The organism is Qipengyuania vesicularis (genome assembly GCF_019711415.1).
Taxonomy (GTDB): Bacteria; Pseudomonadota; Alphaproteobacteria; order Sphingomonadales; family Sphingomonadaceae; genus Qipengyuania; species Qipengyuania vesicularis.
Map to the genome: position 1 here is coordinate 726,764 of NZ_JAIGNJ010000001.1, position 21,615 is coordinate 748,378.

The window sequence follows — 21,615 nt, forward strand, 5'->3', positions numbered from 1 at the left end:
GTTCCCCCTTAAGCGGTCATCAAGACGCCGCGGTAGATCGGGTCTTCCATAGCACGCCCCGTGCCAACCGCCACGCAGCTGAGCGGGTCTTCCGCAATCGTGACAGGCAGGCCGGTTTCCTCGCGCAGATATTCGTCAAGGCCGCCGATCAGTGCGCCGCCCCCGGTGAGCACGATGCCCTGGTCGACGATGTCGGCTGCGAGTTCGGGAGCGGTGTTTTCCAGCGCGATGCGGACACCCTCGACGATGGCGCCGATGGGTTCGGAAAGCGCTTCGGCAATGTGGCCCTGGTTGATCGTGATTTCCTTCGGCACCCCGTTGACGAGGTCGCGGCCCTTGATGGTGATCTGTTCGCCGATCCCGTCTTCGGGCGGCCGCGCGACGCCGTAATCCTTCTTGATCCGTTCAGCGGTGCTGTCACCGATCAGGAGGTTGTGGTGTCGTCGGACATAGGAGACGATGGCTTCGTCCATCTTGTCGCCGCCGGTACGAACCGAGGTGGTGTAGGCCAGGCCGCGGAGCGAGAGAACAGCGACTTCGGTCGTGCCGCCGCCGATGTCGACGACCATGGAGCCGACGGGTTCGGTGACGGGCATGTCTGCGCCAATGGCTGCGGCCATCGGTTCAAGGATCAGGTAGACCTGCGACGCACCGGCATTCGATGCCGCATCACGGATCGCACGGCGCTCGACCGAGGTCGAACCCGAGGGAACGCAGATGGTGATCTCGGGATAGCGCATCAGGCTGCGGCGGCCGTTCACCTTCTTGATGAAGTGCTTGATCATCTCTTCGGCGACGTCGAGATCGGCGATCACGCCGTCACGCAGTGGACGGATGGCTTCGATGGAATCGGGCGTCTTGCCCATCATCATCTTCGCATCGTCGCCCACGGCCTTCACACGCTTCTGACCATTGATGAACTCGAGCGCGACCACGCTCGGTTCGTTCAGGACGATGCCCTGATCCTGCACATAGACCAGCGTGTTGGCGGTACCGAGGTCGATCGCCATGTTCTGCACGCCGAATTTGAAGAGGTTGTTCCAGAAGCCCATTTTCGTGTCGTATTCCGTGTGATGTCGGGGTCAGTCGAGTGTTGGTTGCAGCCGCTCGCTTCTACCCGGGGGGAGACGGTGGCGGAGCCTTAGCGATATTACGCACCGAATGCCAAAAATTTCCTTAGTGGAAGCGGGGGATACGCACACCTCTTGTCTCGGATTCCCCGCGCTTCGTCGCTATGCTGGCTCGTCCATGCCCGAGATACGCCGCCTACCCGATACTTTGGTCAACCGAATTGCCGCAGGCGAAGTGGTCGAACGACCGTCGTCCGCACTCAAGGAGCTGGTCGAGAACGCCATCGACGCGGGCGCATCGCGGATCGCTGTGAAGCTTGTCGAAGGTGGGCTTACGAGCCTCGAGGTGACGGACGATGGTTGCGGCATGTCTCCTGCGGAGATGGCGCTCGCGCTCGAACGTCACGCGACGTCGAAATTGCCTGACGAAGCCATTGAGATGGTGTCGACTTTGGGCTTCCGCGGCGAGGCCTTGCCGAGCATCGCGAGCGTGGCGCGTTTTACGCTTGAGAGCCGCCCGCACGGCGCGGATGACGGGTGGAAGCGCGTCGTCGATCACGGAGCGCTGGTAGCTAAGGGTCCTGCGGCCCTGCCGCCAGGTACGCGGGTGCGGGTCGAAAACCTGTTCGGAAAAATCCCCGCACGCCGCAAGTTCCTGCGCACACCGCGAAGCGAATATGCCGCCTGTCTCGACGTGGTGAAGCGGCTCGCCATGGCGCGGCCCGACGTGGCGATCACGCTCGAGCATGGCGATCGCCGGATCCTCGGCCTGCAGGGTGGAGAAGGGCTGGAGAACCGGGTGGCGCAGGTTGTTGCGCGTGAACTCAAGGATAATGGCGTTGCCATCGATCTGGAACGTGGCCCGATGAGGCTGACCGGGATCGCGGGCCTTCCGACCTACAACCGCGGGATCGCCGACCACCAATATCTCTTCGTCAACGGGCGCCCGGTGAAGGACCGCCTGCTGACCGGCGCGGTGCGAGGGGCCTATTCCGACATGCTCGCGCGTGACCGGCATGCGGTGCTGGCACTGTTCCTCGACCTGCCGCCGGAAATGGTCGACGTGAATGTCCATCCGGCCAAGACCGAGGTGCGCTTTCGGGATTCACAGGCCGTGCGTGGTTTCATCGTATCGGGTCTGCGCAATGCCCTCGCAACTGGTGACAAGCGCAGCGCTCAGTCGCCCGATGCAGGTGCCATGTCGCGCTGGCAGCAAGAGCCTGTGCACGAAGAGCCTTCTCCGGCGCTCCGCTCGATATTCGAAACCCGCGACTGGTCGGCGCCGCAGCAGCGTATCTCCGAAGCCCCCCAGCAATGGCGCGGGGCCGATACCGATGTGATGGCCGAACCGCGTGGCCGCGCGGAGGAGGCGGCACCGGTCGCGGCCGAGGCACAGGACTTTCCGCTCGGTGTAGCCCGCGGACAGGTGGCGAACACCTATATCGTGGCCGAGGCGAAGGACGGGCTCGTCCTCGTGGACCAGCACGCCGCCCACGAACGCCTCGTGCTCGAACGGCTGAAAGCGGCCGGCGCGGAAGAGGCTGTTGCGAGGAGCCAGGCGCTGCTTATTCCCGAAGTCGTCGAGCTGGAAGAAACCAGCTGCGATCGTCTCGAAGAAGCCGCCGAGACACTTGCCACACATGGCCTAACGATCGAGCGTTTCGGCCCGTCTGCCATGCTGGTGCGCAGCCTCCCGCATGCCATTGCGCGCACGGATCCCGAGAAGTTGTTGCGCGATATCGATGACGACCTAGCGCTGAATGGTGAGGCACTGCACCTCGGCGAAAAGCTCGACCTCGTGCTCGCGACGATGGCTTGCCACGGCTCGGTAAGGGCAGGGCGCACTTTGCGCGTCGACGAGATGAACGCTCTCCTGCGCGAAATGGAACGCACCCCCAGATCGGGTCAGTGCAACCACGGTCGGCCGACGTGGGTCAAGCTGTCGATGGAAGACGTAGAGAAGCTTTTCGGGAGGCATTGATGCGCTGGACCTTGGTATTCCTCACCGTCGCAATCGCTGCATGTGGCCCCACGCCCGAGGAGGAAGAAACGGCGCGAAAGCAAGCTGTCGCCGAGGTGGAGGCCAACCAGGAGCCGCCGCCGGAGCAGCTCACTCTCGATCCCATTCGCTATCGCGAGATCGAGAAGCACCAGCTCTACGGCGCCGGATGCAGCCTCGTGCCTGATGGCGGTGGACTGGGCGCGGTGGTGCTGGCCTTGGCCGAGGAAGGCTTCCTGATCCGCAATGGCGAATTGTTGAGGTTTGCCGCCGATGCCGGCAGCGCCGAATTGCCGTACCTTGCCCGCCAGAGATATACCGGGCGCGAATACAGCTTCACGCTCGATCTCGACGAGGACGAGGGCAAGCAGAGCGGCGTGGAAACCACAGATTATCGAGGGCGGCTGACGGTGCGCGATAGTTCGGAGCGCGTGGTTTACCAGGCCGAGGGCCTGACCCAGTGCGGGGCTTGATCTAGTCGGCGCCGTTGGGGTCGCGCGTCCGGATGAGGCCGTTCGACACCATCTCCAGAACCAGGACATCGTCCTGGTTGAATGTCCGGATTCGGCTTTTGAAGATGCCCATCTCGGGGCGTGACGCACTGCGCCGCTTCTCGATAATCTCGGTCTCGCAGCGCAGCGTATCGCCCGGATAGACCGGCTTGATCCACCGCAGGCTGTCGACGCCGGGCGAGCCCAGTCCCGCCGACTTCTCGCCCTTCATGTTCTCGACCATCATGGCCATTGTCATTGAGCAAGTGTGCCAGCCGCTGGCGGAAAGGCGCCCGAAATGGGTTTGCGCGGCGGCATCGTCGTCGAGATGGAAGGGCTGTGGGTCGTATTTCGAGGCGAAATCCATCACCTCTTCTCGTGTCACCTCATAGCGACCGAAACTGCTCTTGCTGCCGACTTCGATGTCTTCGTAGAACTTCATGGCCACTGCTGTGGCCTAGACCATGGGGCGAAGCAACATCCAAAGACCCATGCCGATCATTGCCAGGTTCTCGGTAAGCGAGACAAAGCCCAAAGGCACATTGGCGCTGCCGCCAACACAGGCGCATTTGATATCGCGCTTCTGGACATAGACTGCATAGAACACGCTGACCGCGCCCACCGTGCCGATGAAGAGTGCAATCGGGATCGAGAGCCATGGCAGGATCCGGCCCGCCATCAGCACGGCCGCCGTCGCCTCCAGGAACGGGTAGGCATAGGCATAAGGCACCCATCGCCGACCGAGCAGGTCGTAGCCGATGAACATGCTGGAAAACTGCTCGACATCCTGCAGCTTGAGCATCGCGAGCATGGCCATGGAGAAGGCTATGAACCATTCGGCTGTGCGGATTGTGAAGGGCGCCTGATAGGTGAAGAGGCTCAACGCCACTGCCAGCGCAGCACCCACTGCGAAGACCGCGATAACGGGCGTGTAGCTGGTGTCGCCGTCCTTCTTTCGATCAAGCCCGAAATGCTTGCGCAAATCGGTGTAGCCGCCGATCCTCTCGCCATCGAGAAAGGCTTGCGGAGTAGTTTTTACTCCGTGCTCTTCCTTGAAGGCATCGGTTGCCTCGCGCGAAGTGAGGGGATGGTCCTCGACCGTGTAACCCTGTCGTTCGAGCAGCCACTTGGCCTTGATGCCATAGGGACAGACGTGCTTGTCCATCACCATCCGGTAGAGTTTCGCGCTCTTGTCCATGACGGTCAAATATACCCCGTGGGGGTATCATTCAAGGCGTCATGCGCGGAACTTGGGCACCCCGGCGTCGCTGTCGAGCTCCGGAATGATCCGATAGCGCGCCTGGATAAGGCTGTAGATGCCGAACAGTAGAAGGCCGATCGCAGTGAGCGTGAAGACGAATCCTTCTCCAGCAAGGCTGGCAACCGCATCGCCCAGCGTCTTGATCTGCTCCGCACCGCCCGACATGAAACCGGCCTTGAACAGCGACCAGCCGATGACCGCATAGACGACCGCACGGGCGCTGTAGCCGGCGAGGCCCAACCAGCGAACCGAGCTGGGCGCCTGGGCACTGATGCGCTGCATGAATTCGCCGGTAATCCCCTTCTTCGCCTGGAATGCCGCAGCGATGAAGAGGGCCAACCCGAGCAGGCCGATCAGCACGCCTCCGAATTCCATCGAGAGCACGCCGGACGCCGCTTCCTGGGCTCCGCCGCCTCCGCCGGAACCACTCGCGGAGCCGGAATTCTTGCCGGCGAACTGATAGGCGGAATAGGCAAGGGCGAGGTGGCCGATGCCGCTGCCGGCGTGACCGATGCGCTTGGCCCATCCTTTGGTATCGGACCCGTTGTTCTCGACATCGAAGAGCGGCGAGCAGAAGCGGAAGAGGGCGTAGGCGAACAGGCCGACGACCATGATCCAGAGCAGGACATTGCCGCCCGTGAAGTCGTCGATCGCCCGGAAAATTCCGTTGGTCCCCTCGGCGATCTTGTCTGCGCTGGTAAGGGCCACGAGGCCGAGCACGAAATACAGGATAGCGCGGCTGAGATACCCCACGCGAACCAGCCAGTTGAACTTCTCGGACTTGTCTACCACCAGAAAACTCCCCTTGTTTGAAGGCCTAACGGCAGGGGAGGGCGATGCGTTCCGGCTTGACTGCTACTTGTCTTCGGCCAGCGCCGAGAAAAGCGTGTCGTGCGGGCTGTCACCCTGATCGCTTGGCGGCAGGCCGATGAGGTGCCGCAGCAGCGGAGCAACCGCGGTGTTGTCGAAAATCGGCAGGGTCGTGCCGGACCGGAAATCCGGGCCGTTGCCGATGAAGATGGCCTCCATTTCCGGGGCGAAATTGTCATAGCCATGATTGCCACCGGTCCAGCTCGAACCGGGCGCGCTTGTGGTGATTGTCCAGCCTGTTTCTGGAAGGCAGAAATAGGGCGGGATGCGCCGGTGCGTGCCGTAATTATAGCGCTCCGGAATGTCTTCCTTTGCCCAGCATGTCATGTGCTCGTGATCGGCGAGGATCGCCTCGCGGAATGCCGCTTCACTGCCTTCGGTGGGTTCGAAGGTCGCATAGGCCCCCGCTTCGACGAGGCGGTAGAGCGAGCTGTCGAGCACCTGGTCCAGCGCGATCACACGTTCGGAACTGGTCGGGGCCATACCGTGGTCCGACACCACAACGATGTTGGCCGGCTGCCCTAGTGCTTCGAGACCGGACATGAGGTTGCCGACATGCTGGTCGACATCGCGCAGCGCCTCGTCCATCTCCTTGCTATCGGGGCCGCCATCGTGTCCGGCCGTATCGACGGTGTCGAAATAGAGCGTCACGAACTCGGGTCGGATGTCGGCGGGGCGGCGGAGCCAGTCGAGCACCGAATTCACGCGCTGTGTGTTCGATATCTGCATCGAGAACTGCTGCCAGTCGCTCGGCAGAATACCATCGTCGACCGGACCCCATCGCTTCGCAGTGCCACCCCAGGGGACAGCAGATCCCGGCCAGAACATCGCCGCGCTGCGGATACCGGCTTGCTCGGCCTCGACCCACAACGGCTTGGCCTCGCCCCACCAATAGGGATCGACATTGGCCTGCGTAAAAACGTCACCCGGCCGCGAGGCATCTTCCATGCGGTTGGCGGTGATGCCGTGATTGTCAGGCACCAGCCCGGTCACCAGCGTGTAGAAATTGGGGAAGGTCTTGGTTGGGAAGGATGGGCGCATGGGCGCGCGGACACCGTTCTCGGCGAGACCCGACAGGGTCGGGGTCAGCCCGCGATCGAGAAACGACGGATGAAAACCGTCGATAGCCACAAGGATCGTAACCGGCTCGCGCATCTCCATCTGCGCCGCAACCGGGGCAGGGGTGCTTTCGAGCGGCTGCGTACAGGCAGGCAGCACGGACACCAGGGCGACCATGGCGGCAGAGAGAAACGCTTTGTTCATCGTCGAGATCAACCCTTTGTATTGCATTGTGCTTCAGTCATGCCTGACCGTGGAAGACTTGGCGGTGCGCCTTGGCAGCTATGCCCGTGGGTGCAACACCAAGCTGGGGATTTTATCAAGGGGTCGATCCATGAAATTTCTGAGAATGCTTGCGGCGCTGTGCGCCTTTTCGCTCACGCCGCATGTCGCGGCGCAAGACGATGCCGGCGAACCGGCCATGACGCCGGAGATGGTGGAGTGGATCGAGCAGCTCGATCCACAGAGCGGTACGGTCTCTATCGAAGGAGCACAGGCGACGCTCGATCTGGGCGAGGACTATATCTACTATGGGGCTGGTGACACGCGCCTGATCCTGACCGAGGCATGGGGCAATCCGCCCGACGCAGCGATCGGTGTCCTCGGCATGGTTATGCCCGCCGGTAGCACTCCGTTCGACGATGCCTGGGGCGCTGTCATTTCGTTCGACGATGTCGGCTATGTCGAGGACGACGATGCCGCCGAGGTCGACTACGACGAGCTCCTGGAACAGCTCCAAGAAGAGACCGCGGCATCAAACGATGCACGGCGGGAAGCGGGCTATGAGGCGATCGACCTGGTGGGATGGGCGGCACGCCCGGCTTACGACCGTTCGACCCACTCCGTCGTCTGGGCCAAGAACCTCAAGTTCGAAGGCTTCGAAGGGCCCAACACGCTCAACTATGATTTGCGGACGCTCGGTCGTTACGGCGTGCTCAGCGTCAACATGGTCTCGAGCATGGACCAGCTGGATTCGGTGCGCATTGCCGCCAACACGCTCGCGCAGCATGCCAAGTTCGATGCCGGGGCGCGCTACAGCGATTTCGATCCGACGAGCGACCGGGTGGCAGAATACGGCATCGGCGGGCTGATTGCCGCAAGCGCGGGCGTCGCAGCGGCCAAGAAGCTGGGCTTCTTCGCGATCCTCTTGAAGTTCCTCAAGCCGATCCTCATCGGTCTGGCGGTCCTGCTTGCTGCATTCCGCAAGCAGATCGGCAGGCTTTTCGGCTTCAAGAGCGAAGAGGACTATGAGGCGGAATGGGAAGAAGAGGTCGCAGCCCAGAAAGCTGAAGCCGAAGTCCAGCAGGCTCCCGACCGGCCCGTTTTCGGTCGCAAGGAAGTTTGAGCTATCCCGGGCCGCAGTCGCAAGTCTGCGGCCCGAATTTCTTGACCGTCGGCCCTAAACGTTGAACTTGAACAGCATCACGTCGCCGTCCTTGACCAGGTATTCCTTGCCTTCCTGGCGCAGTTTGCCCGCTTCGCGCGCGCCGCTTTCGCCGTTCAGCGCGATGTAGTCTTCATAGGCAATCGTCTCGGCGCGGATGAAGCCGCGTTCGAAATCGGTGTGGATTTCGCCGGCGGCCTGCGGGGCCTTGGCGCCTTCGGGGAAGGTCCAGGCGCGCGATTCCTTGGGACCGGCGGTGAAGAAGGTGTTGAGGCCGAGCAGCTTGTAGCCAGCCTTGATGACCCGGCTGAGACCGCTTTCCTCAAGGCCGAGCTCGGCGAGGTATTCGGCGCGGTCCTCCGCTTCCATGGCGACGAGTTCGCTCTCGATAGCCGCCGAAACGACAACCGCCTGCGCACCTTCTGCTTCAGCCTTTGCGAAGACGAGCTCGGAGAAGGCATTGCCCTTGGCAGCATCCTCTTCGCCAACATTGCAGACGTAGAGAACCGGCTTGGCTGTCAGCAGCTGTGCCTGGCGCAGGACGCGCGCTTCTTCCTCGTCGTTCGGTTCGGTCAGGCGGGCGGGCTTGCCATCGCGCAGCAGGGCCAGCGCCTGCCCCAGCACGCTGGCAGTGATCTTGGCTTCCTTGTCGCCTGCCGTTGCACGCTTCTCCGCAGCCGGGACCCGCTTTTCGAGGCTCTCGAGGTCTGAGAGCATCAACTCGGTCTCGACCACTTCGGCATCGGTGATCGGATCGACCTTGTTGGCGACGTGCTGGATGTCGTCATCCTCGAAACAGCGCAGGACGTGGACGATGGCATCCACCTCGCGGATATTGCCGAGGAACTGGTTGCCGAGCCCTTCGCCCTGGCTCGCGCCCTTCACGAGGCCCGCGATATCCACGAAGGCGAGCTGCGTCGGGATGATCTTGGCCGAACCCGCAATCGCAGCGATCTTGTCCAGCCGCTCGTCGGGCACGGAGACTTGGCCCACGTTCGGCTCGATTGTGCAGAAGGGATAGTTCGCGGCCTGCGCAGCCTGCGTCTCGGTCAATGCATTGAAAAGGGTGGACTTGCCGACATTCGGCAGGCCGACGATCCCGCAACGGAAACCCATCGATAACTCCGGAAAATATGTGTTGCGCGCGCCCTTAGCGGGTCTGCGCCAAGAGGGAAAGCGCGATGGCTCGACAGTATTGCGCTTGGTGATAGTGTGCGCAGCACTTCAGGGGAGATACCGAACATGCGCCACCTCGCACTTGCCGCGTGCCTTGCTGCATCCACCGCTTTGGTCCCGGCCGTCTTGTCAGCCCAAGAAGACATGGTCGAAGTCGAAGCAAGCGTGACCGACGGTGCGATCGTCGTGACCTTGCCGGCGCCTGACGACAGCGGAGTTGCTGCACGTTATCTCTATGCCGCTCAGATCGAGACGGGCGTGGGTTCGGCGGCGACCAGCGTTGACCGGGGAGCGCCACTGTCGACCGGGATCATCCGCTTCCGCCGGATTGGCAAGAAAGTCATTGCCGAGCTCGAGAATACCGGTTTTTACGCGCCAAACGGCAGCGACCTGCAACAGGCATCGATCGAGAACAGCTTCCCCACGGCGACGCTTTGGTCGGGCGACATCACCGAAACGGGCAGCGACGGCAGTATCAGCTTCGACTTCGCGCCCTTCCTGGCGATGGATCACTTCGGCTTCGCACAGCAACTGGGTGAGGGCTACTCCCTGAGCAAGGAGGGGTCGCTCGCCGATCCTTCGCGGGTGAAGGTCTTCCCCGAGAATGCCGAATTCTCCGCGATGCTGACTTTCAAGGCGAAGCAGGCCGATGCGAGCCTGCGCAATGTCTCCCCGGATGGTGGTACGATTGCCCTATGGGTCCGGCACTCGCTCGTCGAATTGCCACAGGACCCGATGCAATTGCGGACCGACCCCTACGGCTTCGCTTTCGGACCGCAGCGATACGATTTCTCTGCCCCCCTCGGGCACTCGATGCTGCAGAAACTCGTCGCGCGTCACAGGCTGGAGAAAGTCGATCCGACCGCTGCCCGTTCGCCGGTCAAGGAGCCGATCATCTTCTATGTCGATGGGGCCGCGCCCGAACCGGTGCGACAGGCACTGATCGATGGCGTTGGCTGGTGGGCAGAAGCCTTCGACGAGGCAGGGTTCGTCGATGCCTTCCAGGTGGAGGTACTGCCGGAAGAGGTGGATCCGTTCGACATTCGCTACAATGTCGTGAACTGGGTCAATCGGGCGACGCGAGGATGGTCCTATGCCTCCAGTATAGTCGATCCGCGCACAGGTGAGATGGTCAAGAGCAGCGTCATGCTCGGATCGCTCCGCGTGCGTCAGGACATATTGATTTTCCAGGCTTTGATGGGGGCCGGGCTGACGAATACGGGCGACCCCAACGATCCTGTCCCGGTGGCGCTGGCACGCATACGCCAACTCGGTGCGCATGAGGTTGGCCACGCACTCGGCCTCGCACACAATTTCGCGGCAAGTTCGCAAGGGCGCTACTCGGTGATGGATTATCCCGCGCCGCGTGTCGAACTGGTCGATGGCAAGGTGTCGATTGCCGACGCCTATGGGGAAGGCCTCGGCGTCTGGGACAAGTTCGCCATTCGCTATGTCTACGGAGCTCGGACCGACGAGGAGGCCCGCGCCATGGTGCAGGAGGCACAGGCGCAGGGACTCCGGTTTGTCGGAGATGCGGACGCGCGCGGAACCTCGGCCGCAAATCCGCAAGGGTCGCTATGGGACGATTTTGCCGATCCGGTTTCCGAACTTGGCCGCGTGATGGCGGTGCGCAAGGCAGCGCTCGCCCGGTTCGATGTCGATGCGATCCCTGGCGGACAGGATCTCGCCTCGCTCCGCCGGGCTTTCGTGCCGATCTGGCTATTGCACCGTTACCAGGTCGAAGCTGCAGCCAAGGCGTTGGGCGGGATGGTCACGCCGCACGGGCTGGCTGGTGATAGTGTGGTGGTCAGGCAGGTTGCGGCGGCCGACCAGCGCGCGGCGCTCGATGCCTTGCTGGATGCAATGTCTGTGGAGGCCTTGAGCGTCCCGGCGCGCCTGCAGCCGCTGCTCTCCTACGGGCCGGCGACTGACTACGATTACTCGACATCCATCGAGATCATGCCGATGGCGGGCGGGCCTGTGTTCGATACGCTGCGCGCGACCGAAATCGGTGCGGTGCATGTGCTCGACAGCCTGCTCGACCCGCAGAGACTGAACCGGCTTGAAATGCAGCATGCGGGCGACAGCGGGGTGCCATCGGCGCACGATGTCGCAATGCGGTTGATCGCGCGTGCCGATGGTCTCGCGGCCGAAGGTGCGGTGGGCCGGAGGATCGCCACGACCATCGCGCTCGATCTGGCCAAGACGGCGAGGGAAGGCGCTCTGTCCCGCTCCATAGCGTTCCAGATCGAAGGCCAGCTCGCTCGCTGGGGCGAGCGGCTCGCGCGATCCAAGGGCGGAAGCGAGGAAGCCGACTGGCGGCGCGGATTGGGTGCGATGCTGACCGACGGTGACCGTCTTACGCGGGCCCTCGCCGATAGAGCGCTGCTACCCGATGTGCCGCCGGGAATGCCTATCGGCTGAACGAATGCTCAGACGTTGTGTACTGCCTTTATGAGGGGACCGTAAGGACTTTCGCCAAGCCAGCCGACCTGTACCTTTGCGCTGACTTCGTTGATCGGAATTTGTGGCTTCGGCCCGGGATGAACCGGCTTGCGCAAGGGGCGAGTTCCAGCAGGCATGGCGATGATCGCGGCAATGGCGTTCGGAATATCCATCGGATCGGTATTGCCGCCACCGCCACCGCCGCTGCGACGCATTTGTTCGATCATCGCCGTATAGCCGGAAGTATGCTTTTCTTCCGCTCGTTCCAGTAGCTCCAAGGTGAGTGCGTTGGCATTGTCCCAGATCTCGGTCGGATATCCGCCCGGCTCGATGATCGTGACCTCGATCCCATGAGGGACCAATTCGTAGGCCATCTGTTCGCTCATCGCCTCGAGCGCGAATTTGGTCGGCGAATATTGCCCGAAACCCGGAACCATCACGCGTCCAAGTTGCGAGGTGACGTTGAATATCTGGCCGGACTTGCGGGCGCGCATCCCGGGGAGTGCAGCGCGTGCGAGGCGATGCGGTCCATAGACGTTGGTATCGAATAGCAGGTGCGTGGCTTCCATGTCCTGGATTTCGATCGGGCCTGCAGTCGAGATGCCTGCGTTGTTGACCAACACATCGAGCCCGCCACCAGCCAGCCGTTCCGCCTCGGCAACGCCGGCGACCACTTGGGCATCGTCAGTCACGTCGATCTCGATGACGTGGAGATCGAGCGATTCCGTTTCGGCCAGGGCGCGCAATTCGTCAGCTTCGGGGCGAGGGAGATTGCGCATCGTTGCGAAAACCTTGGCGCCTTTGCGCGCAAAGCTTTCCGCCATCAGCCTGCCAAAGCCCGAGGAACAGCCGGTGATCAGCACCGACTTGCCGTTCATATCTGTATCGTGCGAGGCTCCGTGTTCGTGCGAACTCGCGGTCGTTGCGGCCAGTGCGCCGGTGGCGGCTACGCCTGCCAGCAGTGTACGGCGATTGATCTGGGGCATGGGGGTCTCCTCTCGAACGGGTGCGACCCTCAGCAAATCATTCCTGCATGCGCAGCGCAACATCATTCATGAAGCGCGCGTCGTCGCCCTTGGCAAGCCAGTCTGCTTCCGCACCGATCGCGCCGAGCATGTCGGCAAGGCTGTCCATCTCGCTCTTGGCGTAATTGCCGAGCACGTGGCCGGTCACCCGGTCCTTGCTGCCCGGATGGCCGATCCCGATCCGCACGCGGCGAAAATCGGGCCCCAGATGCTGGTTGATCGAGCGCAGGCCGTTGTGCCCCGCAAGCCCGCCGCCGCGGCGGACCTTCACCTTGAAGGGCGCGAGATCGAGTTCGTCATGGAAAACGGTCAGGTCCTCGATATCGAGCTTGTAGAAACGCATCGCCTCGCCAACCGCGCGGCCGCTTTCGTTCATAAAGGTCGCGGGTTTCAGGAGAATGATCTTCTCGTTGCCGATCCGCCCTTCCTGCACCCAGCCGGAAAACTTCTTCTGCACCGGACCGAAGCCATGGATTTCGGCCAGCGCGTCGCAGACCATGAAACCGATATTGTGTCGGTGCATGGCATATTGCGGTCCGGGATTTCCAAGGCCTGTCCAGATTTGCATGTGTGCCACCTAGCCCGACCGGGCCGAAAAACAAGAACGCCGGCCTCTTTCGAGACCGGCGCCCTGGTGATTTCCGCAAGGGAGGAGCGAATTAGTCTTCGCTCTTCTCTTCCTGCTCTTCCGCAGCATCGGCGTCTTCGCCCTGCTCGGTTGCGGGGACGCCGTCGGCATCCACGTCTTCTTCACCCTCGGCGGTCGTGTCGCCTTCGCTCTTCTTGAGAGCGGACGGTGCGACCAGCGTGGCGATGGTGAAGTCGCGGTCGGTGATGGCGCTTTCGGCGCCAGCCGGTAGGGTGACTTCGCTGATGTGGATCGAATCGCCGACTTCCTTGCCAGTGACGTCGATTTCGATCTCGCCAGGGATCTTGTCGTTTTCGCAGATCAGGTCGAGTTCGTGGCGAACGATATTGAGCACGCCGCCCTTCTTGAGGCCCGGCGAATCTTCTTCGTTGATGAAGACCACGGGAACATGGACTTCGATCTTGCCGCCCTTGGCGAGACGGAAGAAGTCGACATGCTCGGGGCGGTCGGTGACGGGATGAAGCGACACGTCCTTCGGAAGCGTTTTCACCTTCTTGCCACCCAGTTCGATCTCGACGATCGAGTTCATGAAGTGGCCGGTGCCGAGCTGGCGGACCAGTTCCTTGGCTTCGACGTGGATCAGGGTGGGTTCTTCCTTGCCGCCATAGATGACAGCGGGGACACGGCCTTCGCGACGCAGTGCACGGGAGGCTCCCTTGCCAGCCCGTTCGCGCGTCTCGGCCGGAAGTGTCAGAGCATCGCTCATGTCGCTTACCTTTCGAAATGCATTGATTTACACCTTCGGTCCGCCACGCCTCCAGGGATGACCATGACGCCGAAGCGCGCGCCTATAGCGTGTGCGTCGCGAAAAGCAAGCGAGGCGTGTGCCGCCTTAGCCGTTACTGGATGCGCGTAATAACATTGCCTTTGCGCGCGAGGAAGTCCTGCACACTCTTCTCGCCAGCGAGGTGGGCAGAGCCGACCGCGATGAAGACAACGCCGGGGCGGTTCATGCGCGCATCGATCCATTCGGCCCAGCGCTGGTTGCGATCATAGAGGAGGGCCTTGGCCAGGACCGGGTCGGTCATTTCCTCATTGAGCAGCTTCACCAGCTTAGCCGTATCGCCCGCGCGCCAGAAGTTCACCATCTCGTCGACGCTCGCCACCATCCGGGCGGGATCTTCAGCCGAGGAGATCATCATCTCGATCTGGCTGGCGAGCGGCAAGTTGTCGAGCATGCCGATCTGTTCGTCCATGGTCTCCAGCGCGCCGCGGTCCATTTCCGGTCCGGCGAGCACTTCGAGAACCTCCTCGACGCCGCTGTTCGGATCGTACCCGGCCTGGATGAGCGGCAGGAGCGAGAGATTGATTCCCACGAACCACGGCTTGTAACCGTCGAAGGCAGGTGCCGGGATGCCAAGGCGAGCCAAGGCACGCTCATAGGTCTTGCGCTGACCTGTGCCGAGAAGGCTCCGTAGCGTCCTTCCGCCGCCGAGAGCGGCCCTGCGCATGATGCTCGCCTGGGCCGCCGGTGATTTCCCTGCGTCTGCCGGGATTTCGGTCATCAGCATGTCCGAGGATGCGAGCGCGCGCTCGATCGGTTCGTTGTACCACGTAACGTTGCGCGGAAGCAGGTGGATCGTGCCAAAAAGATAGATCGTGGTGTCTTCGTCCGCCACCGCCCACAGAGCCGGACCTTCGCCGGTTCCCGCGTCTTGCGAAAGGGCAGCTGCCCCGAGGTTCTGCGACTGCGCCTGCTCCTGCGGAAGAGCGGGAGTCGCCGGTGCGAATGCCAGCGCCAGTGCAGCGCAGTACCTCGAGATCAGTCTTTTCATATTAGCCCCTTGAATTGCGGGGCTTTGTTACTGGATTCGGGTTACCGAGATGTTACGCTCTGCCAGGTAATCCTGCACGCTCTTCTCGCCCGCAAGGTGACCCGCGCCCACGGCCATGAAGACCGAGCCTGGAGTGTCGAGCCGTTCGTCGATCCATGCAGCCCAATTGGCGTTGCGGGCGTAGAAAAGGCGCTCAGTGAGAATCGGATCCGCCTCTGCCGTTTCCTGCAGCATCTCCGCGAGTTGATCGATATTGCCGACTTTCCATTCATCGATGATGCGACCAAGCATTGCTGCGCCTTCATCCGGGTTTTCGACTGTCTCCAGGAGGAAGGGAATCTGCGCCTCGATTGGCAGGGAGTCGAAGATGTCGAGCTGGAATTCGACAGTTTCCAGTGCGTCGCGTTCGGTGCCTTCGGGAACGGATCCCTCAAGCACGGTTTCGACCCCGTTTTCTCCGGAGATGCCCGCCTTCTGGAGGGTGATCTGGACGAGATTGATGGCCGCGAACCAAGGTTCGAAGCGGTCCAGAGCCTCTGCAGGAACACCCATCTTGGCAAGGCCTGCCTCATAGGCGGTCCTTTGTTCGTCATTCATGAGGCCGCGCAAGGTTTGACCCTCTGGCAGCATCGCCTTGCCCAGCACAAGCGGACCCATCGACGCCATGGATTCGGGCGTCATGTCGATCTCGGTGACGAGGGTCTGCGAACTCTCAATCGCCGACTTTACGGGGCCGCTGTTCCAGTCGACATCGGCGGGAAGGGCATGGACCGTACCGAATATGTAGATCGTTGTGTCCTCGTCGGCGACCTTCCACAGGGCGGGTCCTTCGCCAGTGGGAACGAATGCTTCGGCGACCGGTGCCGGCGCGTCGTCCGTGCCGGTTGCGCACGCCTGTAGCCCGAAGGCGAGAGCCGCGGCTGACAGCGTGGTGGACAGGGTTCGTTTGAGGTTACGCATATGAAATCTCCTCGGGAGTTGTCTAATCTAAGATGGAAGCAGGTCTCGCAGTTTCGCGAGCAGGAAGCTGGCGATCATGCCGCCATAGGAAAGCAGGAACACGCCGAAGGCATGAGGGTAGGGCGCAAAGCCGCCCGCGTAGAGCATGACCCAGATCGGATAGCCGCTGATGACCGCAATGCAGCCGCCGGCAAGGCCAACCATGTTCTGTTTGCGCAAAAGCTCGTCGATCTGCGTGAAACACCAGACAGGAAAGATCACGAAGGCGAAGAACAGCGCAACCGAAATGGCGATGGCGAGATTGGGATCGAGCGAGAGGCCTGCAAAATCGCGGGAGAAGAAACTGCCTTCGCCCTCCTCGGACAGGGCCAGGACCAGCCCGATGGCTCCGCCGATCGCGACAGAGGCGAGCATATATATGACCATCCGCATCTGTCTGCGGCGGGTGTTGGTTTCACCGGGATTGCGTTCGGTTGGTTCGGTCATCGGTCAGTCCTCTGAGAACTCGAAAATGTCTTCGATCGGCATGTCGAACAGGCGCGAGATACGAAACGCGAGCGGGAGCGAGGGGTCATGCTTGCCGGTCTCGATCGCGTTGATTGCCTGGCGCGAGACGTCGAGCCTGCCGGCCAGCTCTGCCTGGCTCCACTCGCGTTCCGCCCGGAGTACCCTCAGACGGTTCTTCACAGGCCGGTTCCCCGGGCACGGTAGGTGAAGTAGCCAATCGACCAGCTGCCCAGCATGAGCGCCTGTACCTGGTTCAGACTTGGCTCCCCCAGCCAGCGACCGAGCAGGAGGTCATTCGACCACGCGAAGGAGACGATCAGAGAGGTCATGATGGAAACTACTGCCGCATTGGCCATGATCTGGAAGGTGTATTCCTCCGAACGCTTCCGATCGAGGCTACTCAACCTTGTGACGACAAGGGCAATCACGATCATGAGAGCTGCGGCGGCGATCCCGGTCAGCCAGGGGTCGGGAGCATAGGCCGGCGAAGGGGTGGTGTCGAAAGAATCGGCTACCAGCCCGATGACGCCGATCAGGCCCATCAGGCCGAAGCTTATGTCGGCCACCTGCGCTTGGCGATCTCGGTTTATCGTGCCGGACATTTGCCTTCTCCTTGTCATCCGCCGCGATTGCGGCGTGCGACCACGGTGTCATGTATACCTGACTATATGTCGCGATTCGCTGACAATGTCAAGAACACCTGACACAATGTCGAGAGGACCTGTCTATGTGCAGGTCCTACTGCACCCGTTTCACCTCGAATCCGCGTTCCTCCAGCATCGATTGCACGGACAGATCGCCGGCGAGGTGAGCGGCGCCCACGGCGAGCAGGACCGAGCCGGGCCGTTCAAGCCGTTCCTCCAGCCACAGCGTCCAGGCGCGGTTACGGTCTTCGAGAAGCACTTTCTCGAGCTGGCGCTCGTATGGCGTTTGGCCCAGTCCCAGCTCGCCAAGAGTTTCGGTCTTGCCCTGGGCCCAGAGATGCTCGCCGGCGAACGGATCGCTATTCTCGTTCCCCTGTTCTTCGAGCCCGAGGCCAAGCGTATCGAGGTTCTCACCGTCCCAGACCAGCAGTTCCTGCTCGAGCTCGAACAGCAGCAGCGCTTCGTCGATGGCGAGAAGGTTGTCGAGAACCTTGATCGCGTCCTCGATTGAGCCGATCGGCTTCCCGGCCTCGGCGAATTCTGCCTCCAGTATCGTCTCGACGCCATAGTCGTGGCGCGATCCCTGCTGCTCCATCAGTTGAATGCCCACGCTGAGGATTGCGAGGAAAGGAGGCAGCTTGTCGAAAAACTCCTGCGGCATGCCCCCGAGCTCAGCGATCTTGAACCATTTCTCTGCGGCATCCGCGGTGAGGCGCTCCGATGTGGGCTGCCGGGTGAGCGAATCGGCAACCAGCTTCATTGCCCATGCTTCGGTCTTGGCATCGAAGTCGTCATCGCTGCTTTCGACCACCAGTTCATCGACCCCGGCAACCACCGCATCGAACGTGTCAGTCCGCCAGCGAAACTTGCGCGGAAGCACGTGAAAGGTGCCGAACATGTAGATCTTGGTGTCCTCGTCCTCCAGCAACCAGATTGCTGGGGCCGGTTCGTAGTCCTGTACAACTTCGGGATCGTTGTCCTCGTTCGCGGCTTCCGCGACGTTCGTAGGTCGCTCCTTGGCCGCCGGGAGGTCCTTCTTGAACTGCTCGTCATTCGGCGCAGCGTGCAGGCCTGCCTGTCCAAATCCCAGGCACGCAGCGAGAAGGAAAGCGATGAATTTTTGCATTGGACCCCCGATACTTCGTCTCCCCGACATATTACGGACTGTCGCTAACCGCAAACTTGCTGCGCTGCGGCATTGACCGTTTTTCACGCTTCCGCCATTGCGCCGCTCCATGGACCGTAATCCGCGCCAATCCTTCCAGGACATGATCCTCGCGCTCCACGATTTCTGGAGCGCGAACGGGTGCCTCATCCTGCAGCCTTACGACATGCGTATGGGCGCGGGCACCTTCCACACCGCCACAACGCTTCGCGCGCTGGGGCCGGAGCCGTGGAACGCGGCCTTCGTGCAACCCTGCCGCCGGCCGACTGATGGGCGCTATGGCGAGAACCCGAACCGCCTGCAGCACTATTACCAGTACCAGGTGATCCTGAAGCCGAGCCCGGCGAACATCCAGGACCTCTATCTGGAAAGCCTGCGTGTGATCGGCATCGACCCGCTCAAGCACGATATCCGCTTCGTTGAAGACGACTGGGAAAGCCCGACGCTGGGCGCTTGGGGCCTTGGCTGGGAAGTCTGGTGCGACGGGATGGAAGTCACCCAGTTCACCTATTTCCAGCAGATGGGTGGCTTCGACTGCAAGCCGGTTGCTGGAGAGCTGACCTACGGCCTCGAACGCCTCGCCATGTACATCCAGGGCGTCGACAACGTTTACGATCTCGATTTCAACGGGCAGGGTGTGACGTACGGCGACGTCTTTCTCGAGAACGAGAAGCAGATGTCGAAGTGGAACTTCGAAGTCGCCGAGACCGACGCGCTGTTCGACCTGTTCAACAAGGCCGAGGCCGAGTGCAAGAACGCACTCGCGCACAATGTCCCCATCGCCGCTTACGAGCAGGCGGTCGAGGCTAGCCACATCTTCAATCTCCTCCAGGCGCGCGGCGTGATCAGCGTGCAGGAACGTGCGAGCTACATGGGCCGGGTGCGCGATCTGGCGCGCGGATCGTGTGAAGCGCATTTGGAGAAAGAAGCCGCGGTCTGGGCCGAGAAGTATCCGGAGTGGTCGAAATGAGCGACTTTCTCCTCGAACTGCGTAGCGAAGAGATCCCTGCCCGCATGCAGGCCGGTGCCCGCGCCGAACTCGAGAAACTGTTCCGCCGCGAGATGGACGCTGCTGGTGTCGAAGCTGGCGAGATCACTGTCTGGTCGACCCCGCGCCGCCTTGCGTTGATCGCACGAGGACTGCCGGAAGCCACGGAGGCAGTGAGCGAGGAACTGAAGGGCCCGCCGGTCGGCGCTCCCGACGCAGCGCTCGAAGGTTTCTGCCGCAAGGCGGGTGTCGACAAGGGCCAGCTCGAAACGCGCGATGTGAAGGGTAGGGCAACCTACTTCGCCGTGAAGAACATACCGGGCCGAGCCACGAAGGACCTGCTGGCCGAGGCGATCCCTGCGGTCATCCGCGACTTCAGCTGGCCCAAGTCGATGCGCTGGGGCGCCGCTTCGATCAGCACCGAGAGCCTGCGTTGGGTTCGCCCGCTGTCGGGTATCGTCGCGCTGCTGGGCGACGATTTGGTCGAGTGCGAGATGCATGGCGTTACGTCCGGCGCTGTCACGCTGGGCCACCGCTTCCACCATTCCGGTGACATCACCATCGGTAACGCCGACGACTACGCGATGAAGCTTCGCGCCGGTCATGTCATTGTCGATCACGAGGAACGTCAGGACCTGATCCGTTCGGGTGCTGCAAGAGTTGCGAGCGAAGCAGGCCTCAAGCTGGTGGAGGACGAAGGTCTCGTCATCGAGAACGCCGGCCTCACCGAATGGCCCGTCCCGCTGCTGGGCCGCTTCGAGGAGGATTTCCTCGAAGTCCCGCCCGAGACGATCCAGCTCACTGCACGCGTGAACCAGAAGTACTTCGTCTGCGAGGACGACAAGGGCGAACTCGCCAACGCCTTTATCTGCACCGCCAATATCGAGGCCGAAGATGGCGGGGCTCGCGTGGTCGACGGCAACCGCAAGGTTCTCGCCGCCCGCCTGTCCGACGCGCGCTTCTTCTGGGACGTCGACCGCAAGAAGACCCTCGCCGAGCACGCTCGGGGTCTGGAGCGGATCACCTTCCACGAGAAGCTGGGCACTGTCGCCGACAAGGTCGACCGCGTGGCAAAGCTGGCTGATTGGCTGGTCTTCGACGCCAAAGCACCCAACGGCGATCACAAGCTGGCGCGTCAGGCCGCCGAACTCTCGAAGGCCGACCTCGTCACCGAAATGGTCGGCGAATTTCCTGAATTGCAGGGTCTCATGGGCGGCTATTATGCCAAGGCGGAAGGCCTTCCGGTCGAAGTATCAGAGGCAATCCGCGACCACTACAAGCCCGTAGGCGCGAGCGACGAGGTTCCGACCGCACCGACGACGGTTGCGGTCAGCCTTGCCGACAAGCTGGACAACCTCCTCAGCTTTTTCCGCATCGGTATCCTGCCGACCGGCTCGAAGGACCCCTTCGCACTTCGCCGGGCGGGGCTTGGCTATTTGCGACTGGTGCAGGCGAACGGCCTAAAACTGGAACTGGACCAAGTCGTCCATGCATGGGCTAGCCAGCGCGTTGCAGGTTTGCCCGAAAAACTCGGTGAATTCCTGCTCGACCGCCTCGCCGTGCAACTGCGCGATGAAGGCGTACGACACGACTATGTCCAGGCCTCGCGCAGTTGGCAGGGCCGCCCCGACATGCGTGTCGACCGCGTTGAAAGCCGGGCGAGGGCGCTTGCAGCATTCCTCGACACCGAAGACGGCACCAACCTGCTTGCCGGCTATAAGCGTGCTGCCAACATCCTCAAAAAGGAAGACTGGCACGGCATCGAAGGCGAAATCTCCCGTACTGGGGAGGAAGATCCGCTGGCGCTGGTCGACGATCCCGACATGCGCGCCGTGGTCGAAGCCAAGATGGCCGAGCGCCATGCGAAAGAGCTTTCCTACGAGTTCGAACCTGCCGAAAAGGCGCTCATGGATGCTCTGGCAAATGCGGAACCGGCGGCGGCCCAAGCCATTGAAGCGGAAGATTTCTCCGGCGCAATGGCGGCACTCGCCAGCCTTCGCGCACCGATCGACCGCTTCTTCGACGAAGTGACGGTAAACGCAGATGAAGAAAACAAGCGGGCACATCGCCTGGACCTGCTTGCGAACTTCCGTGCTGCAGTGCACAAAGTCGCCGACTTCAGCCGGATCGAGGGCTGACGATTTGAT

Annotated in this window: 21 protein-coding genes; 6 read left to right on the top strand and 15 right to left on the bottom strand. The window is 62.0% G+C overall.

The genetic code is table 11. The annotated features are described in order from the left end of the window. Positions 1 to 8 precede the first annotated feature (8 nt). Entirely contained in the window at positions 9 to 1,052 is a 1,044-nt protein-coding gene (locus tag K3146_RS03660; protein ID WP_221544818.1) for a rod shape-determining protein, read from the bottom strand. 196 nt (positions 1,053 to 1,248) lie between these two features. On the opposite strand from K3146_RS03660, the gene mutL reads away from it, so the two are divergent. Both mutL and K3146_RS03670 read left to right on the top strand, forming a co-directional pair. Continuing rightward, on the top strand, positions 1,249 to 3,051 hold the full coding sequence (gene mutL / locus K3146_RS03665) for a DNA mismatch repair endonuclease MutL (RefSeq protein ID WP_221544819.1): 1,803 nt from the start codon (positions 1,249 to 1,251) through the stop codon (positions 3,049 to 3,051). Continuing rightward, complete coding sequence (locus K3146_RS03670) at positions 3,051 to 3,542, top strand: hypothetical protein (protein ID WP_221544820.1); 492 nt, start codon at positions 3,051 to 3,053, stop codon at positions 3,540 to 3,542. Before mutL ends, K3146_RS03670 begins: the two co-directional genes overlap by 1 nt. Position 3,543: 1 nt before the next feature. Here K3146_RS03670 and K3146_RS03675 read toward each other — a convergent pair whose 3' ends face one another. The 4 genes from K3146_RS03675 to K3146_RS03690 form a co-directional block, all read right to left on the bottom strand. Then, the gene (locus tag K3146_RS03675) at positions 3,544 to 4,002 is read right to left on the bottom strand and encodes a MaoC family dehydratase (RefSeq protein WP_221544821.1); all 459 of its coding nucleotides are present in this window, start codon (positions 4,000 to 4,002) and stop codon (positions 3,544 to 3,546) included. Between the two features lie 15 nt (positions 4,003 to 4,017). After that, positions 4,018 to 4,758 (bottom strand): MauE/DoxX family redox-associated membrane protein, encoded by a 741-nt coding sequence (locus K3146_RS03680; RefSeq protein ID WP_221544822.1) that lies wholly within the window; start codon positions 4,756 to 4,758, stop codon positions 4,018 to 4,020. Positions 4,759 to 4,797: 39 nt separating this feature from the next. Then, positions 4,798 to 5,613 carry a DUF1206 domain-containing protein gene (locus tag K3146_RS03685; RefSeq protein ID WP_221544823.1) on the bottom strand — a complete coding sequence of 272 codons (816 nt, stop codon included), beginning with the start codon at positions 5,611 to 5,613 and terminating at the stop codon, positions 4,798 to 4,800. A gap of 63 nt (positions 5,614 to 5,676) precedes the next feature. Beyond that, positions 5,677 to 6,954: an alkaline phosphatase family protein gene (locus K3146_RS03690; protein WP_221544824.1), complete on the bottom strand. Its 1,278-nt coding sequence runs from the start codon at positions 6,952 to 6,954 to the stop codon at positions 5,677 to 5,679. Positions 6,955 to 7,084: 130 nt separating this feature from the next. Here K3146_RS03690 and K3146_RS03695 point away from each other — a divergent pair, with 130 nt between their 5' ends. Then, positions 7,085 to 8,095, top strand: a complete 1,011-nt coding sequence (locus K3146_RS03695) for a DUF2167 domain-containing protein (RefSeq protein ID WP_221544825.1) — start codon at positions 7,085 to 7,087, stop codon at positions 8,093 to 8,095. Positions 8,096 to 8,149: 54 nt separating this feature from the next. Here the strand turns inward: K3146_RS03695 and ychF are convergent, their stop codons facing one another. Continuing rightward, positions 8,150 to 9,250, bottom strand: a complete 1,101-nt coding sequence (ychF, locus tag K3146_RS03700; RefSeq protein ID WP_221544826.1) for a redox-regulated ATPase YchF — start codon at positions 9,248 to 9,250, stop codon at positions 8,150 to 8,152. A gap of 126 nt (positions 9,251 to 9,376) precedes the next feature. Here ychF and K3146_RS03705 point away from each other — a divergent pair, with 126 nt between their 5' ends. Beyond that, complete coding sequence (locus K3146_RS03705; protein WP_221544827.1) at positions 9,377 to 11,734, top strand: zinc-dependent metalloprotease; 2,358 nt, start codon at positions 9,377 to 9,379, stop codon at positions 11,732 to 11,734. An 8-nt stretch (positions 11,735 to 11,742) separates the two neighbouring features. On the opposite strand, the gene K3146_RS03710 is transcribed toward K3146_RS03705, so the two are convergent. From K3146_RS03710 to K3146_RS03750, 9 genes are all read right to left on the bottom strand, one after another. Beyond that, on the bottom strand, positions 11,743 to 12,741 hold the full coding sequence (locus K3146_RS03710) for an SDR family oxidoreductase (RefSeq protein WP_221544828.1): 999 nt from the start codon (positions 12,739 to 12,741) through the stop codon (positions 11,743 to 11,745). A gap of 37 nt (positions 12,742 to 12,778) precedes the next feature. Then, positions 12,779 to 13,348: an aminoacyl-tRNA hydrolase gene (gene pth, locus K3146_RS03715; RefSeq protein WP_221544829.1), complete on the bottom strand. Its 570-nt coding sequence runs from the start codon at positions 13,346 to 13,348 to the stop codon at positions 12,779 to 12,781. A 91-nt stretch (positions 13,349 to 13,439) separates the two neighbouring features. Continuing rightward, positions 13,440 to 14,135, bottom strand: a complete 696-nt coding sequence (locus K3146_RS03720; RefSeq protein WP_221544830.1) for a 50S ribosomal protein L25/general stress protein Ctc — start codon at positions 14,133 to 14,135, stop codon at positions 13,440 to 13,442. Positions 14,136 to 14,268: 133 nt separating this feature from the next. Next, positions 14,269 to 15,204, bottom strand: coding sequence for a TraB/GumN family protein (locus K3146_RS03725; RefSeq protein WP_221544831.1), 936 nt, complete (start codon positions 15,202 to 15,204; stop codon positions 14,269 to 14,271). A 27-nt stretch (positions 15,205 to 15,231) separates the two neighbouring features. Further along, the gene (locus K3146_RS03730; RefSeq protein ID WP_221544832.1) at positions 15,232 to 16,164 is read right to left on the bottom strand and encodes a TraB/GumN family protein; all 933 of its coding nucleotides are present in this window, start codon (positions 16,162 to 16,164) and stop codon (positions 15,232 to 15,234) included. A gap of 27 nt (positions 16,165 to 16,191) precedes the next feature. Next, a complete protein-coding gene (locus K3146_RS03735) occupies positions 16,192 to 16,650 on the bottom strand; it encodes a hypothetical protein (RefSeq protein WP_221544833.1) in 459 nt (152 codons plus the stop codon). Between the two features lie 3 nt (positions 16,651 to 16,653). After that, entirely contained in the window at positions 16,654 to 16,851 is a 198-nt protein-coding gene (locus tag K3146_RS03740; RefSeq protein WP_221544834.1) for a helix-turn-helix transcriptional regulator, read from the bottom strand. After that, positions 16,848 to 17,273 carry a hypothetical protein gene (locus tag K3146_RS03745; RefSeq protein WP_221544835.1) on the bottom strand — a complete coding sequence of 142 codons (426 nt, stop codon included), beginning with the start codon at positions 17,271 to 17,273 and terminating at the stop codon, positions 16,848 to 16,850. Before K3146_RS03745 ends, K3146_RS03740 begins: the two co-directional genes overlap by 4 nt. 136 nt (positions 17,274 to 17,409) lie before the next feature. Then, positions 17,410 to 18,441: a TraB/GumN family protein gene (locus K3146_RS03750; protein WP_221544836.1), complete on the bottom strand. Its 1,032-nt coding sequence runs from the start codon at positions 18,439 to 18,441 to the stop codon at positions 17,410 to 17,412. Positions 18,442 to 18,550: 109 nt separating this feature from the next. Here K3146_RS03750 and K3146_RS03755 point away from each other — a divergent pair, with 109 nt between their 5' ends. Beyond that, positions 18,551 to 19,450 (top strand): glycine--tRNA ligase subunit alpha, encoded by a 900-nt coding sequence (locus K3146_RS03755; protein ID WP_221544837.1) that lies wholly within the window; start codon positions 18,551 to 18,553, stop codon positions 19,448 to 19,450. After that, positions 19,447 to 21,606, top strand: a complete 2,160-nt coding sequence (gene glyS / locus K3146_RS03760) for a glycine--tRNA ligase subunit beta (RefSeq protein WP_221544838.1) — start codon at positions 19,447 to 19,449, stop codon at positions 21,604 to 21,606. The genes K3146_RS03755 and glyS overlap by 4 nt, the downstream gene beginning before the upstream one ends. The last annotated feature ends 9 nt before the right edge of the window (positions 21,607 to 21,615 follow it).